The sequence below is a fragment of the Paraburkholderia sp. 22098 genome (genome assembly GCF_052045935.1).
Taxonomy (GTDB): Bacteria; Pseudomonadota; Gammaproteobacteria; order Burkholderiales; family Burkholderiaceae; genus Paraburkholderia; species Paraburkholderia caledonica.
On sequence record NZ_JBQEPV010000020.1, the window covers coordinates 41,339 to 55,912 of the forward strand.

The following is a 14,574-nucleotide window of genomic DNA, read 5'->3' on the forward strand; positions in this document are numbered from 1 at the left end:
AACGGTCGCCCTTCACCCTTTTTTGCTGTTCAGTCGGAGTATGAATGAGCGTCACCACGTCGGGTTTGCAGTCGAAGTCGAGCAATCGCATCGTGCGCAACGTTGTCGAAGTATTGAGTTCGATGCGTTTTGCCATTGCGCTGCTCGTGATCCTGTCGATCGCCAGCATTATCGGCACCGTCCTTACGCAGGACGATCCCTATCCCAATTACGTCAACCAGTTCGGCCCGTTCTGGGCGGACATCTTCCGCGCGCTAAGCCTTTACACGGTTTATAGCTCGTGGTGGTTCATGCTGATTCTCGGCTTTCTGATGGTGTCGGTGTCGCTGTGCGTGATCCGCAACGCGCCGAAAATGATTGCCGACACCAAGAGCTGGAAAGACAAGGTCCGCGAAGCCAGCCTCCGCGCGTTCCATCACAAGGGCGAATTCGCGGTGCACGGCACGCGTGCCCAGACGTCGGCAGTGCTCGCCAGACTGTCCGCCAAGCTCGGCTACAAGTTCGTCACGCGCGAGTCGGACGGCGCCACGCTGATCGCGGCCAAGCGCGGCGCCTTGACCAAGCTCGGCTACATTTCCGCGCACATTGCGATCGTGGTGATCTGCCTTGGCGGGCTGCTCGACAGCAATCTGCCGATCAAACTGCAAATGTGGCTGTTCGACAAATCGCCGATCCGCGCGAACACCGTCATCAACGACATCCCGCCGGAACATCGCCTGTCGCAATCGAATCCGACGTTCCGCGGATACGCATGGGTGCCGGAAGGGCAGCACGTGTCCACCGCGATCCTCAACCAGCCGGACGGCTCGCTGATCCAGGACCTGCCGTTTTCGATCGAGTTACAGAAATTCATCGTCGATTATTACTCGACGGGCATGCCGAAGCTGTTCGCTAGCGACATCGTCGTGGTAGATCACAAGACCGGCGCGCGCGTGCCGGCTCGTATCGAAGTGAACAAGCCGTTCGAATACGACGGCGTGTCGATCTATCAATCGAGCTTCCAGGACGGCGGCTCGCAAATGCAGATGACGGCCTATCCTATGACGGGCCCGAGCGCGAAAACCGCGCCTTTCGGCGGCACGATCGGAGGCAATGCGCCGTTGAGTTCAGCCACGTCGCTTGCGGACGGGCAGACGGTCGAGTTCACCGACTTCCGCGCGATCAACGTAGAGAACATTTCCAATGGCAGCGGCCAGACGGACGCCCGCGGCGTCGCCGCCCATCGCTCGCTGAAGGAAGCATTCGACGAGCGGCTCGGCTCGGGCGCGAAGACGTCCAAGCCGCTCGACCTCCATAACGTCGGCCCGTCGGTGCAGTACAAGGTACGCGACAAGGACGGCCAGGCACGCGAGTACAACAACTACATGCTGCCGGTCGCGGTTGCCGGGGAACGATTCTTCCTTGCCGGCATGCGCCTGAATCCCGACGATCCGTTCCGCTATCTGCGCATTCCCGCCGACAGCGGCGGTACCGTGAAGGATTGGATGAACCTGCGCGCAACGCTCGAGAACCCGGGAATGCGCGCGCAAGCCGCTCACCGCTTCGCCCAGCGCTCGGTGCCCGAAGCGAACACGGAATTGCAGCAGCATCTGGAAGAAAGCGCGCTGCGCGTGCTGACCCTTTTTGCGGGCGCGGACAACACCGTCAAAATGCCGAACGGTCAGCCGGTCGGCGGCTTCCAGGCGATTGCCGAGTTTATCGACCATTCAGTGCCGAAGGGCGAGCAGGAAAAGGCGGCAGGCCTCCTGTTGCGCATGCTCGAAGGCTCGATGTGGGACCTTTGGCAACTGTCGCGCCATCAAGTCGGCGAGCCAGAGGCGCAGGCCAACGCGGATTCGAGCCGCTTCGTACAAAGCTCGATCAATGCGATATCCGACAGCTTTCTGTATGGATCGCCGGTCTACTTGCAGCTCGACTCCTTCAAGCAGGTGCAAGCCTCGGTATTTCAGCTGACGCGCGCACCCGGCAAAAAAGTCGTGTATCTTGGCAGCCTGCTTCTCGTGTTGGGCATCTTCTCGATGTTCTACGTCCGCGAACGGCGCCTGTGGTTCTGGCTCAAAGATACTGAGCAGGGCACCAATGTCGTGATGGCCATGTCGAGCGCGCGCAAAACGCTCGACTTCGAAAAAGAATTTGTTCAGACGCGCGACGCGGTTGGCGCCGCGTTGGGCGCGAAGCTCACCGATGCATCGTCCGGCAACGCCGGCACGCCGTCCGCAAGCTCACAAGATTCGACCCGGTAATACCATGGACTTGACTCAGGTTTCCTCATCTTCCCCTTCATCCGCCCGACCCGCCAAGGCGTCTGCCGACGAAGCGTTCAACGCTGCCCAATATGACGAGCGGCCGTTCCTGAAACGGCTTGGCATCGTCGACTGGCTATTCGCCCTCGCCATGGTCGCAGGCGCCGGGTTCGCGTTGTCGCGCTATTACCCGTTCATGAATTACTACGACAAGCTGGTGCTGGTTTGCGCGGTGCCGGTTTTCGTCGTGCTCGGCTGGCGCTGGAAGCCCGTGCGTCCGCTGATGGTCGGCATTGCCGCACTGTCGCTGCTGGCCATCCAGATCTATCACGGCGATCTGAGCCGGGCGGACAACGCCTTCTTCCTCAAGTATTTCCTGTCGAGCCAGTCCGCGATTCTGTGGATGAGCGCGCTTTTCGTGTTCGCCACCGTTTTCTACTGGATCGGCCTGCTCTCGCGCTCGCCCACCGGCGCCGCGATCGGCTCGAAAATGACATGGGCCGCCGTGCTGATGGGCTTCGTCGGTCTGATGGTGCGCTGGTACGAGTCGTATCTGATCGGCGCGGACGTCGGCCATATTCCCATTTCGAACCTGTACGAAGTCTTCGTACTGTTCAGCCTGATCACGGCGCTGTTCTATCTCTACTATGAACAGCACTACAACACGCGCGCGCTCGGTGCGTTCGTGCTGCTGGTGATCAGCGCCGCCGTCGGTTTCCTCATGTGGTATTCGGTCGCCCGCGACGCGCAGCAGATCCAGCCGCTGGTTCCGGCGCTGCAAAGCTGGTGGATGAAGATCCACGTGCCGGCGAACTTCATCGGGTACGGCAGCTTTGCGTTGTCGGCAATGGTCGCAGTCGCTTATCTGGCGAAGGAGCGCGGCATGTTGGCCGATCGCCTGCCGGCGCTCGAAGTGCTCGACGACGTCATGTACAAGTCGATTGCCGTCGGCTTCGCGTTCTTCACGATTGCGACGATTCTCGGTGCGTTGTGGGCGGCAGAAGCGTGGGGCGGCTACTGGAGCTGGGACCCCAAGGAAACGTGGGCACTGATCGTCTGGCTGAACTATGCAGCCTGGCTGCATATGCGTCTGATGAAAGGCTTGCGCGGCGCGGTCGCCGCGTGGTGGGCGCTGACCGGCCTGCTCGTCACGACCTTTGCGTTCCTTGGCGTGAACATGTTCCTGTCGGGCTTGCATAGTTACGGCAAACTGTAATTTCCGCTGTTCCCAACCGACAAAGAACCGCCGCGTGTTTCGCACCGGCGGTTTTTTTATGGCCAGCGGAATATTTGCGCGCCAAATGTGTTCGTCCATGTGAGTACGCATAGATGGCCCGACGAGCGATCATCACCCTGGCCCCGTCAGATGTCTGAGGCGGCGGCCGGCAAGGAGCAGCATGATGTGGATCAAGCGAAGCGACAGGATTCAACTTACCGGCGACGATATCGCTCGCAGCGAAATCACGCCGCAGCACATTTTCGAGAACCGGCGGCGCGTGCTGCAGGCCGCAGGCGCGCTGGCGCTCGGCAGTCTGATCGGCGTGAACGGCGAAGCACTGGCGGCTTACACGTCGACCGATCCGAAGGCGCAGAAACTGGCGGCCAAAACGAACACGAAGTTCGTCGCGCTGGACAAGATCACGCCGTTCAAGGACATCACCACATACAACAACTACTACGAGTTCGGCACCGACAAGTCCGATCCGGCACATAACACCGGAACATTGCGGCCTCGTCCGTGGAAGGTCAGTGTCGAAGGCGAGATCAAGAACCCGAAGGTCTACGACATCGACGAACTGCTCAAGCTCGCGCCGCTCGAGGAGCGCGTGTATCGGCTGCGTTGCGTCGAAGGCTGGTCGATGGTGATTCCGTGGATCGGCGTGCCGCTCGCCGAGCTGATCAAGCGCGTGCAGCCGACAGGCAACGCGAAATATGTTCAGTTCATTACGTTGGCCGACCCGTCGCAGATGCCGGGACTCTCCACGCCTATACTCGACTGGCCATACTCCGAAGGCTTGCGTATGGACGAGGCGATGAATCCGCTCACGCTGCTCACCATGGGTGTGTACGGTCAGGTGCTGCCGAACCAGAACGGCGCGCCGGTTCGCGTCGTGGTGCCGTGGAAATACGGCTTCAAGAGCGCCAAGTCGCTGGTAAAGATCCGCTTTGTCGAGAAACAGCCCGCGACGAGCTGGAACACCTATGCGTCGAGCGAGTACGGCTTTTATTCGAACGTGAACCCGAATGTCGACCATCCGCGCTGGAGTCAGGCGACTGAACGGCGCATCGGCGAAGACGGCTTTTTCACGCCCAAGCGCAAGACGTTGCTGTTCAACGGCTATGGCGATCAGGTGGCGTCTCTTTATCAGGGCATGGACCTGAAGAAGAACTTCTGAGCGACATGACGATGGCTTCCGATACCCAATCTGTCACTCGTACCGGGCATAGCGCGCCGCGAGCCAATGCGCCCGCTACGGCGCCGGCCAAGCGTCCCGCCGCTGGCTCGCGCTGGGTCGTGCCCGCGAAAATCGCGGTGTTCATCGCGGCGTGGTATCCGCTGGCGCGGATCGTGTTGTTCGGCGTGACCGACCGGCTCGGCGCAAACCCGATCGAGTTCATCACGCGCTCAACGGGCCTCTGGACGCTCGTGTTCCTCTGCATCACGCTGGCCGTGACGCCGCTGCGCCGGCTCACGGGCATCGCGGCGTTCGTGCGGTTTCGCCGCATGCTCGGGCTATACGCGTTCTTCTACGCGACGCTGCATTTCACGACTTATCTCTGGTTCGACAAATGGTTCGACGTGGCGGAGATCGTCAAGGACATCGGCAAGCGGCCGTTCATTACTGTGGGTTTTGCAGCGTTCGTGCTGCTGATCGCGTTGGCCGCAACGTCGCCGCGCGCAATGGTGCGCAAGCTCGGCCGCCGCTGGCAGACGTTGCACCGCGCGATCTACGCGATTGGCGCGCTGGCGATTCTGCATTTCTGGTGGATGAAAGCGGGCAAGCACGACCTGATCCTGCCGAAGATCTACGGCGCGATCATGCTGGCGCTGCTGGGTTGGCGTCTGATTGTGTGGCTACGCGAGCGGCGCAAGTTAAAGCTGCGCTGACAGCGCGCGAGCGTAAGCGCTAAGAAAAAAGGCGATGCCGCAATGGCATCGCCTTTTTTACTTGAAGCGAACTTGTGACGCTGGTTACGCCGGCAAAACCGTTTCGCCCGCGAACAGCTGCTGGACTTCTTCTCGCGCCCTAACTACATGCGCTTGTGTACCATCAACCATCACCTCCGCTGCACGCGGGCGGGTATTGTAGTTGGAGCTCATCACGAAGCCATAGGCGCCTGCCGAGTGAATCACGAGCAAATCGCCGGGCTCGACGGAAAGCAGCCGTTCGCGCCCCAGCCAGTCGCCGCTTTCGCATACCGGTCCCACGATGTCGTACACATGAGCGGGGACGTCGCGCTCAACAACGGCGTCGATAGCGTGGTACGCCTCGTACATCGCCGGGCGGGCGAGTTCGGTCATGGCCGCGTCCACGATGGCGAAATTCTTCTCAGCGCCCGGCTTCAGGAATTCGACGCGCGTGAGCAGCACGCCCGCATTGCCAACTAGCGAGCGGCCCGGCTCGAAATACACCTCGCGGTGGCCGTGACCGCGCGCCTCGATGCGATCGAGCACCGTGCGTACGAATTCGCCGATGTCCGGCGGCGTTTCGTCGTCGTAGGTGATGCCGAGGCCGCCGCCTACGTCGATATGACGAATTGCAATGCCGTCTTTCTCGATCAGTTCGACCAGTTCCAGAAGCTTGTCTACCGCGTCCAGATAAGGCGCAATCTCGGTTATCTGCGAGCCGATATGGCAGTCGATGCCGACAACCTCAAGGTTCGCCATGGCTGCGGCCGCCTGATATGTGGCGCGTGCATCTTCGAACGCGACGCCGAACTTGTTCGACTTCAGCCCAGTGGAGATGTAGGGATGCGTCTTCGCATCGACGTCGGGATTCACGCGCAGCGAGACGGGCGCGATCTTGCCCATTTCCGCGGCCACCGTGTTCAGGCGATCGAGTTCCGGAATGGATTCGACATTGAAGCACTTCACACCCGCCGCGAGTGCCTCGCGCATCTCACTCGCGTGTTTGCCGACGCCGGAAAACACGGTCTTTTCCGCTTTGCCGCCGGCCGCCAGCACGCGGGCCAGTTCGCCGCCCGACACGATGTCGAAGCCCGCACCGAGACGCGCGAACACGTTCAGCACCGCGAGATTGCTATTGGCCTTCACGGCCACGTGCACGCTCGCTCGACGGCCGGCGCACGCGCCTGCGTACGCGTTCCACGCGTCGGTGAGCGCGGCCCGGGAGTACACATAAAGCGGCGTGCCGAACTGTTCGGCGAGCGAAACGGCGGACACGCCTTCGACGTGAAGCACGCCGTTGACGTAGTCAAATGCAGGTCGAGTCATGCGGAGGTCTTATTGAACGGGAGTGGCGGCGGAAGCGGGCTGCGAAGCCGAAGCAGCGGAACCAGCAGATGAAGGAGGCGCCGACAGTTCGTTCGCGGGCGCGAGCGAGAGCGGTGTGCCGGAAGTGTCAGGAATGGAGTCTGCGTCGGACGCGGTTTCGGCGCCGGGTTGTACTTCGTCAGGAGACGGCGGCTGTGTGCGGTCGATGGGCTTTTCCGGCAAAGGTGGCACGGTAGGCAAATAGAGCGAACCGCGTTGTCCGCAGCCGGCGAGCGAGCCACCGAGTGCGCAACCTGCGAGAATGGCTAAACCCGCTACAATCGCGCGGCCGGGCGCCGCCGCGCGCATCCGAGATACGACTCGCATGACTGTCCCTGAATAAATAATCGATGGAGTTTAGCATGTCCGATAGTGATTACCTGACCCGTGCAGAGGCCGCGCTAGCCGCCATCGAGCGCGCGCTGGACGACACCGAGGCCGACATCGAACTCGAGCGCAGCGGCAACGTGCTGACCCTCGAATTCGCGAATCGCTCGAAGATCATCGTGAATCTGCAACCGCCGATGAGCGAGATCTGGATAGCCGCGAAAGCGGGCGGTTTCCACTACCGTTTTGTCGATGGCGAGTGGCGCGACACGCGCAGCGGCAACGAGTTTTTCGCGGCGCTGTCCGAGTACGCGACGGAGCAGGCCGGCGAGCCGGTGCATTTCGAGGCTTGAACCCAGCATCGAGCGGTTAGACGCTTAACAAAACAAAAAGCCGCCGCGCAGGATCTGCGCGGCGGCTTTTTTTGCGGCATGCAGGGCGCTGCGTTAGTGCCCGCGGAACAGATTCATGATGTCCTGCTTCTCCTGTTCGCCGACCTGTCCCGGTGCTGCGGACGCAGCGCTTGCTTCGTCGAGTGCCGCCTGACTGATGCCGACCGTCCCAACGAAACCGTGGCCCGGCGTGAACTCGTCGAAATACAGTTCTGAGCCGACTTCGGTCACTCCGTCGGGCATCGGCATCTTGTACTCCGGCACGCCTTTGAGCGCGCGTCCCATGTACTCGATCCAGACCGGCAATGCGAGGCCGCCGCCGGTTTCCTTGTCGCCGAGGCTGCGAGGGTTGTCGTAGCCGATCCACGCGATCGCGGTGAGCGTGTGCTGATAACCGGCGAACCACGCGTCGCGCGAATCGTTCGTCGTACCCGTCTTGCCGCCGAGGTCCGTGCGCTTGAGTGCGTTCGACTTGGCGCCGGTACCGCGCTGCGCGACGCTCTGCAGCAGACTGTTCATCACATAGGCGTTGCGCGGTTCGATGGCGTGCGGCGCGCTTTGCTCGGCGACGAGCGGTTGCGCATGCGCGACTACGACGCCGCGCGGATCGGTGACTTCGGCGATCAGGTACGGGTTGATCCGATAGCCGCCGTTCGCGAATACCGAGAATGCGCCCGCCATTTGCAGCGGCGTGACGAGACCCGCGCCCAGCGCCATGGGCAGATAAGCCGGGTGACGGTCCGCATCGAACCCGAAGCGCGTGATGTACTGCTGCGCATACTTCGTACCAATGTGGTTGAGGATGCGGATCGACACCAGGTTCTTCGACTTCTGCAACGCGGTGCGCATGGTCATAGGACCGTCGAAGCCGCCGCCGTAATTCTTCGGTTCCCACGCCTGGCCGCCCGTCTCCGCTGCGCTGAAAAATAGCGGCGCGTCGTTGATCACGGTTGCCGGTCCAAGCCCTTTTTCAAGCGACGCGGAATAGATGAACGGCTTGAAGCTCGAGCCCGGCTGACGCCATGCCTGCGTGACATGGTTGAACTTGTTCTTGTTGAAGTCGAAGCCGCCGACGAGCGCGCGAATCGCACCGTCTTGCGGCACCACGGAAACAAACGCACCTTCTACTTGCGGCAATTGCGTGATTGCCCACTGACCGTCGTCGTTCTTGACGAGGCGAACGATCGCGCCCGGCCGCACGCGCTGGTTCGGCTGAGCGCGCGCGCTCAATGCGAACTGCGCAAAGCGCAGCCCGTCACCCTGAACGGTCGCCACATTGCCGTCGATGAACGTCGCCTGCACCTGCTTCGGGCTCGCCGCTGTCACAACCGCCGCAATGATTTCGCCGTTGTCCGGATGTTCGAGCAAGGCGTCGTCGATGGCCTGCTCGCGGTCGTCCGCGTCGGACGGCAGATTGATGAACGCTTCGGGGCCGCGATAGCCGTGGCGCCGCTCATAGTCCATCAAGCCTTTGCGCAAGGCGCGGTAGGCGACGTCCTGGTCCGCGGAGTCGATCGTCGTGACTACGTTCAGACCACGCGTGTACGCTTCCTCGCGGTATTGCGCGTACATCATCTGCCGCACCATTTCCGCCACGTACTCGGCGTGCACGCTGAATTCCTTGCCAGCGCCCTTTACGACGAGAGCCTGACGGCTCGCTTCGTCGTATTGCTGCTGGTTGATGTAATGCAGCTCGTACATGCGTTGAAGAATGTACTCCTGACGCACCTTCGCGCGCTTCGGATTCACCACCGGGTTATACGCGGACGGCGCTTTCGGCAAGCCCGCCAGCATGGCGGACTCCGCGAGCGTCAGATCTTTCATGTCCTTGCCGAAGTACACGCGCGCCGCGCTCGCGAAACCGTACGCGCGCTGGCCGAGATAGATCTGATTCATGTAGACCTCGAGAATCTGATCTTTCGAAAGCTTCGACTCGATCTTGTAGGCGAGCAGCATCTCGTAAATCTTGCGCGTGTACGTCTTCTCGCTTGAAAGGAAGAAGTTGCGCGCGACCTGCATCGTGATCGTGCTTGCACCTTGCGTCGCATGGCCATTGGTCAGCGCGACGATACCGGCGCGAGCGATACCGGTCAGGTCGACGCCGCCATGGTCGTAAAAGCGCGCGTCTTCGATGGCGAGCACGGCTTTCTTCAGGCTGTCGGGCACCTCCTGAATGCGGACGATGTCGCGCCGTTCTTCGCCGAATTCGCCGATCAGCACGTGGTCGGCGGTATAGATGCGCAGCGGCACTTTCGGCCGGTAGTCGGTAAGCGCGTCGAGCGAGGGCAGATTGGGCGTGGCCACGACGAGCGCATAGCCGACCACCAGCAGCACGCACACAATGCCCGCGACGATCAACCCGAAAAAGCCCAGCAGGAGCTTGAGCCACAACGGGCGTTTGCGCTTCTGCGGCGCGGGCGGCGGAGACGTGGGAGACGTGGATTGCATATAGGCACCAAAAAACAGTCCCGCGATTATAGCCGCCCAGCTTTTCAGCTTTCGGCGTGCTTACCGACAGTTCTTTACAAGTCTCTGCACCGCGTGAAATGAGGCTTCACTGTAGCTGCTTTGACGAACGTCGGGGCGGCCGGCCTTCAACGTTAGCCGTTTGGCTGAGTGTCGCCCAGCGGCGTGCTTACGCACAATTCTCTCTCGCTACTCGCGCTCGAATGGTTCGCCGCGTGAGTCTCAGGGAGGGCGTGATGACGTTAAGAAATTCATGGCTTGAAGCCGTGCAGGCAGGGGTGCAGCGTTTCGCTGCAGGTATCGACGTGAGTTCGCAAAACGTGCGGCTCGTCGTAGTGAGCCAGCGTGCACGCGCATGCGCTTCGATGCAGATCGAGTATGCGTGCACAGTGCCGCTTCCCGCTAATGCGATGGCCGGCAACGAGATCGCTGACCGGCAGTCAGTCGCTCGCGCGTTGCGCGACGCGTTCGCCGATATGCCTCACTCTTGCGCGACACAGGCGTTGCGATGCGCGATGGCCGTGCCCGCATCAGCAACGATGACCGCCACTGTGCCGCTCGCGCGGCTTGCGATGCAAAGCGGTTGCGCGGAAGACGGCGGGCACGAACTCGCCGAGCTCGAACCGGCAGTCATGAACGAAGTGGAACGCATTGCAGGACTCGAGCGGCACGCGCTGGCTGTCGACTGGTTCGTCGACGACAGGCCGTCGCTCGCTCGTTCTGTGACGATTGCCGCGACCGGGCGTCAACATCTCGAAGCGCGGATCGAATGCGCGGCCGCCGCGGGCATATCGCTCACAGCGATCGACGGCGAACCGCATGCCGCGCTGCGGGCCATGCGCTACGCGGCGAGTCATGAACTCGATCCGCACGAACCGTATGTCGCGTTATGGATCGGCACGGACGGCGTGCATGGCTGGCGTCTCGTCGACGACACCATCGCAGCCGAGATGCACTACCCCGCGCCGGAGCATTCGGATCTCGCAGACGCGTTGCGCGACCTCGCGCATGGTCCGATGCTCGACTGCGCGCTCGTGAGCGGCGAGGTGGAACTGCTGGAGGGCGTTGGCTTTTCGATCGCGGATATCGCAGACATTCTGGGCTGCACGGTCCTGCCGTTCGAGTGCGCGGCGCTGGGCGCTGTACCACGTCAATTGAACGATCCGCTCCTGCATGAAGCGGCGGGCGCCGTCGCGTTCGGGCTTGCATTGCGCGGGGTATTCGAATGAGCGCCGCGGTTTTCGATGAAGGCCGCTTCAACGCGGCGGCGCGACTTCATGTCGGGCGCGACATGCGCGGGCGGCGCGCCGTTCGTCCTGTCAAGCCATGGCTCGGCGGCTTCAATTTACTGCCTCACCGGCAACGCAAAGCCCGGCTCGCGCGTCGGCGATGTCTGCTGACATTGGCGATTGCAGCGTTGGCCGGTTGCGCAGCGGTCTTCGCGCTTGCCGGATATCAGGCGATAGAAAAGGCGCGGCTCGAGTCACAGCGTGCGTCGATCGAGCAGTCGCTTGCGCAACTCGCCGCGCCGCTCGCCGAGCATGCGCGCCTGCTACGGGCGCGCGACGAGCAACGCGACAAGGCCGCTCGCGCAAAGCGTTTGTCCGAGCCGCTCACCTATCTGCGCGACTTGCTCGACGCGCTGAGTTTCGAACCCGGCGACGGCGTTCTATTGCAGCAGCTTCGCCAGCGCGAGCACGAGACGGAACTGGTGGCGACCTCGCGAGCGCATATCGATTCTGCGCAGTGGCTTAAGCGCCTCGGTGGGATTCCCGGCGTGACAGGGGCGGAAATGAGCGAGTCGCACCGCTCGTCGCCGCATGCGAGTCCAGCTACGAATGCAAGCGCAGGAGCAGCCGCTGCATTTGAGTTCGGCGCTCGCCTGCATTGGGAGGGCGCTGCGAACATGACAGACAAACGCGCTGGCGTCGCGGCATCGCAAATAGCAAAAGCCGGGCACATTGGAGGTTCGAAATGAGTACGACATTTGCCGGATTTAGCGGCGTGCCGCGGCCTCGAGTGTCGCTGTCGCATGCGCTCAAACGCCTGCGCGCGCCGCTTCACACCTGGAGCCCGCGTCGCCGCTGGGCGATTGCGTTGTTGATTGCGCTCGTCGTGTTCAGCCTTGGGGCGCACGGCTGGATCGTGGCCGATCTGGGGCGTCTGGCAGCGAGCCGCGCGGCGCTCCTTGCAAGCGCGGACCATCTAGCCGACGCAAGGCGAGCGCTTGCGCAATTGCCGTCGCTGCGCCGCGAAGACACGGCGTCAGACGCCACCCCCGCGGCCATAGTCACTGCATCGCGTGCGTCGAAGCAATGGACTTCGGCCGATGACGTGCGCGTCGTTTCAGAACTCGCCGCGCAGAACGGCGTGGCGTTACTGGCGGTCGAGCCCGGCGCCGCGAGCGGAACGGGCGCTCAGAGCGAGCGTCCGCTTCAGCTTGCCGCGCGCACCGACTTCATTCACCTGATGTCATTCATGCGTGGACTGGTCGAACTGCCGGTGCTGATGGTTCCCGTCGATGTCGTCATCAAGCGCGACGGGTCTGCGCTTTCGGTGAGCGCGGCACTGCGCGTGTACAGCGGTCTACGCCCGGCGCCTGCCGGCCTCACGACGCAGGAGCTTGCCGACGCGAGCCTTGATTCGGATGACGAAGAAGACGTGGTGTTCTTCGATCCATTCTCGCCCGCGCAAATGCAGGCGACTGTCGATTTGCCCGGGCAGCCGCAACTACGTCTTGTCGGATTGCTGCACGATCGCGCGCGCGGGCTCGCATTGTTCGATACGCCCGAGGGCGCGACCACTGTCGCGTCCGGCCAGCAGATCGGCGACGAGCGCGTCACGCGCTTCGACACGTTCGGCATCACGCTCGCCAAAGGCGCTGCAACGCGGACGCTCGATCTCGCAGAGGCTTCGTCATGAGCACAACGGAGCTATTGCGCGGCGACCGGCATGCATCTATCGGTGTTGCCGCAGTCTTGAGTGTTCGTGCCCGCGTTCGCGTGGGACTGTCGGTGACCTTGTTTCTCGGCGCGGCGCTAACCACCGGCGCGGCAGGTGCTGCGATTCCATCGCTGCCTCCGTTGCCTGCTTACATGCCGCTCGACGATGCGGTGGCATCGTCCGACTCGCCATACAATGCGCCGCCGCTGCCTCGCGGTTCAGCCTCCGAAACACCGAACCCGTTCCGCGAGGATTCCGCGGATGCCACCGCCGTCTCGCGCACGCCGACGGAGGCGCGGCAAAGCCGCCCAGACGATGCAATGGACGACGCCGATGGCTCAGTGCCTCTCGGCCGGCAACCTGCCGCTGCCACCAGCCAGGCCGGCGCGAGCGCGTCGGCGCTCGAAGGTCCGCCGGTGCCATTGCCTCCGCTCGCGCGTCTGAGCGGCGCACCGAAAACCGCCGCGGACGCGTCGCTTGCCGCCGACGACAAGCCGATTTCGCTCAACTTTCAGCGCGCCGAACTCGGTGCCGTGCTCAATGCGTTCGCACAGTTCACCGGCTTGAACATCGTCGCGAGCGAGAGAGTGCGCGGGGCCGTTTCACTGCGCCTCGACAAGGTTCCGTGGCGCGTCGCGTTCGACACGCTGCTCGACGTCAACGGTCTCGCCATGGAGCGCCACGGCAACGTGGTCTGGGTTGCGCCGATCGCAGATCTGGCTGCGCGCGAGCGGCAGCGCTTCGAGGCGCACGCGCGGACGGCAGATCTTGAGCCGCTCGCAAGCCGCACGTTCGAGCTGCACTACGCGCGCGCCGAGGACGTGCGGCGCCTGCTGACCGGCTCGGGGAATCAGCGGGTGTTGTCCAAACGCGGCGCGGTGACTGCCGATCCGCGCACCAATCTACTGTTCGTCACGGATCTGGAGGGGCGCCTCGCGCAGATTGCCGCGCTGCTTGCTTCCGTCGACCGGCCCACGCGCCAGGTGCTGATCGAGGCGCGCATCGTCGAAGGTGAGTATGGTTTTTCTCGCAATCTCGGCGTGCGGCTCTCGATGGCGGGTACGAACGCCGACGGCACCACGCGTGGTTTGAGCGGCGGCAAGGACGGTCTCGTCTACGATCTGTCTGCCCGCCCGATTGCGGGTTTCGACGCGGCGACGGCCGGCTTGACGCTGTTCGCGGCGGGCGCGACGCGGCTTCTGAACGTCGAGCTGAGCGCGTTGGAGGCCGAGGGGCGCGGCGAAATCGTCTCAAGTCCGCGCGTCGTTACCGCCGACCGGATGAAGGCCGTGGTCGAGCAAGGCACCGAGTTGCCTTATCAGGCCAAAGTCGGGCAGGGCGTATCGGGTGTGCAATTTCGCCGCGCCACGCTGAAGCTCGAAGTCGAGCCGCAGATCATGCCGGACGGCCGCGTGGTGCTGGACCTGGATGTTGCCAAGGACAGCGTCGGCGAACAGACCGACGCCGGGCCTGCAATCAACACGAAGCACGTGCAGACGCGGGTCGAGGTGGAAGACGGTGGTACGGTGTCGATTGGAGGAATTTACGCGACCGACGGCCGGGACGATGTGACTCGGGTGCCGCTCCTGGGCAAAATACCGATTCTAGGTGCGCTTTTCCGCCATCGGGCTCATCGCGACCAACGCAGCGAACTGGCAGTTTTCATCACGCCGCGCGTCGTTCAGACGAATTAGGGGCACGCTGCCGC

At 62.8% G+C, this 14,574-nt stretch carries 12 protein-coding genes; 9 read left to right on the forward strand and 3 right to left on the reverse strand.

Features of this window, described 5'->3' with window-relative positions:
- Nucleotides 1-44: 44 nt before the first annotated feature.
- The 4 genes from ACTJLB_RS29685 (at nt 45) to msrQ (ending at nt 5,352) form a co-directional block, all read left to right on the forward strand.
- On the forward strand, nt 45-2,243 hold the full coding sequence (locus ACTJLB_RS29685; protein WP_408166585.1) for a cytochrome c biogenesis protein ResB: 2,199 nt from the start codon (nt 45-47) through the stop codon (nt 2,241-2,243).
- A 4-nt stretch (nt 2,244-2,247) separates the two neighbouring features.
- Nucleotides 2,248-3,459 carry a c-type cytochrome biogenesis protein CcsB gene (gene ccsB / locus ACTJLB_RS29690; protein WP_087751792.1) on the forward strand — a complete coding sequence of 404 codons (1,212 nt, stop codon included), beginning with the start codon at nt 2,248-2,250 and terminating at the stop codon, nt 3,457-3,459.
- 184 nt (nt 3,460-3,643) lie between these two features.
- Complete coding sequence (msrP, locus tag ACTJLB_RS29695; RefSeq protein WP_440785385.1) at nt 3,644-4,639, forward strand: protein-methionine-sulfoxide reductase catalytic subunit MsrP; 996 nt, start codon at nt 3,644-3,646, stop codon at nt 4,637-4,639.
- 11 nt (nt 4,640-4,650) lie between these two features.
- Nucleotides 4,651-5,352 (forward strand): protein-methionine-sulfoxide reductase heme-binding subunit MsrQ, encoded by a 702-nt coding sequence (msrQ, locus tag ACTJLB_RS29700; protein ID WP_179214137.1) that lies wholly within the window; start codon nt 4,651-4,653, stop codon nt 5,350-5,352.
- Nucleotides 5,353-5,436: 84 nt separating this feature from the next.
- Here the strand turns inward: msrQ and lysA are convergent, their stop codons facing one another.
- Nucleotides 5,437-6,699 (reverse strand): diaminopimelate decarboxylase, encoded by a 1,263-nt coding sequence (gene lysA, locus ACTJLB_RS29705; protein ID WP_440785355.1) that lies wholly within the window; start codon nt 6,697-6,699, stop codon nt 5,437-5,439.
- A 9-nt stretch (nt 6,700-6,708) separates the two neighbouring features.
- Nucleotides 6,709-7,065 carry a lipoprotein gene (locus ACTJLB_RS29710; protein WP_440785356.1) on the reverse strand — a complete coding sequence of 119 codons (357 nt, stop codon included), beginning with the start codon at nt 7,063-7,065 and terminating at the stop codon, nt 6,709-6,711.
- Nucleotides 7,066-7,100: 35 nt separating this feature from the next.
- Here ACTJLB_RS29710 and cyaY point away from each other — a divergent pair, with 35 nt between their 5' ends.
- Nucleotides 7,101-7,418 carry an iron donor protein CyaY gene (gene cyaY / locus ACTJLB_RS29715; protein WP_020070599.1) on the forward strand — a complete coding sequence of 106 codons (318 nt, stop codon included), beginning with the start codon at nt 7,101-7,103 and terminating at the stop codon, nt 7,416-7,418.
- A gap of 93 nt (nt 7,419-7,511) precedes the next feature.
- Here cyaY and ACTJLB_RS29720 read toward each other — a convergent pair whose 3' ends face one another.
- Nucleotides 7,512-9,905 carry a penicillin-binding protein 1A gene (locus tag ACTJLB_RS29720; RefSeq protein ID WP_020070600.1) on the reverse strand — a complete coding sequence of 798 codons (2,394 nt, stop codon included), beginning with the start codon at nt 9,903-9,905 and terminating at the stop codon, nt 7,512-7,514.
- A gap of 254 nt (nt 9,906-10,159) precedes the next feature.
- Between ACTJLB_RS29720 and pilM the strand changes: the two genes are divergently transcribed.
- From pilM to ACTJLB_RS29740, 4 genes are read left to right on the forward strand one after another with little or no spacing between them, the layout of a single operon-like run.
- The gene (gene pilM, locus ACTJLB_RS29725; protein ID WP_440785358.1) at nt 10,160-11,152 is read left to right on the forward strand and encodes a type IV pilus biogenesis protein PilM; all 993 of its coding nucleotides are present in this window, start codon (nt 10,160-10,162) and stop codon (nt 11,150-11,152) included.
- Entirely contained in the window at nt 11,149-11,901 is a 753-nt protein-coding gene (locus tag ACTJLB_RS29730) for a fimbrial assembly protein (protein ID WP_088176474.1), read from the forward strand. Before pilM ends, ACTJLB_RS29730 begins: the two co-directional genes overlap by 4 nt.
- Entirely contained in the window at nt 11,898-12,845 is a 948-nt protein-coding gene (locus tag ACTJLB_RS29735) for a hypothetical protein (RefSeq protein ID WP_440785359.1), read from the forward strand. The genes ACTJLB_RS29730 and ACTJLB_RS29735 overlap by 4 nt, the downstream gene beginning before the upstream one ends.
- A complete protein-coding gene (locus ACTJLB_RS29740; protein WP_440785360.1) occupies nt 12,842-14,560 on the forward strand; it encodes a type IV pilus secretin PilQ in 1,719 nt (572 codons plus the stop codon). Before ACTJLB_RS29735 ends, ACTJLB_RS29740 begins: the two co-directional genes overlap by 4 nt.
- The last annotated feature ends 14 nt before the right edge of the window (nt 14,561-14,574 follow it).

Excerpts from the sequence above, each read along its gene's own strand:
- ACTJLB_RS29730 (WP_088176474.1), top strand. The coding sequence starts at position 11,149 with ATGAGCGCCGCGGTTTTCGATGAAGGCCGCTTCAACGCGGCGGCGCGA.
- cyaY (WP_020070599.1), top strand. The coding sequence starts at position 7,101 with ATGTCCGATAGTGATTACCTGACCCGTGCAGAGGCCGCGCTAGCCGCC.
- ccsB (WP_087751792.1), top strand. The coding sequence starts at position 2,248 with ATGGACTTGACTCAGGTTTCCTCATCTTCCCCTTCATCCGCCCGACCC.
- pilM (WP_440785358.1), top strand. The coding sequence starts at position 10,160 with ATGACGTTAAGAAATTCATGGCTTGAAGCCGTGCAGGCAGGGGTGCAG.
- ACTJLB_RS29735 (WP_440785359.1), top strand. The coding sequence starts at position 11,898 with ATGAGTACGACATTTGCCGGATTTAGCGGCGTGCCGCGGCCTCGAGTG.
- ACTJLB_RS29720 (WP_020070600.1), bottom strand. The coding sequence starts at position 9,905 with ATGCAATCCACGTCTCCCACGTCTCCGCCGCCCGCGCCGCAGAAGCGC.
- msrQ (WP_179214137.1), top strand. The coding sequence starts at position 4,651 with ATGGCTTCCGATACCCAATCTGTCACTCGTACCGGGCATAGCGCGCCG.
- ACTJLB_RS29710 (WP_440785356.1), bottom strand. The coding sequence starts at position 7,065 with ATGCGAGTCGTATCTCGGATGCGCGCGGCGGCGCCCGGCCGCGCGATT.
- lysA (WP_440785355.1), bottom strand. The coding sequence starts at position 6,699 with ATGACTCGACCTGCATTTGACTACGTCAACGGCGTGCTTCACGTCGAA.
- msrP (WP_440785385.1), top strand. The coding sequence starts at position 3,644 with ATGTGGATCAAGCGAAGCGACAGGATTCAACTTACCGGCGACGATATC.
- ACTJLB_RS29740 (WP_440785360.1), top strand. The coding sequence starts at position 12,842 with ATGAGCACAACGGAGCTATTGCGCGGCGACCGGCATGCATCTATCGGT.
- ACTJLB_RS29685 (WP_408166585.1), top strand. The coding sequence starts at position 45 with ATGAGCGTCACCACGTCGGGTTTGCAGTCGAAGTCGAGCAATCGCATC.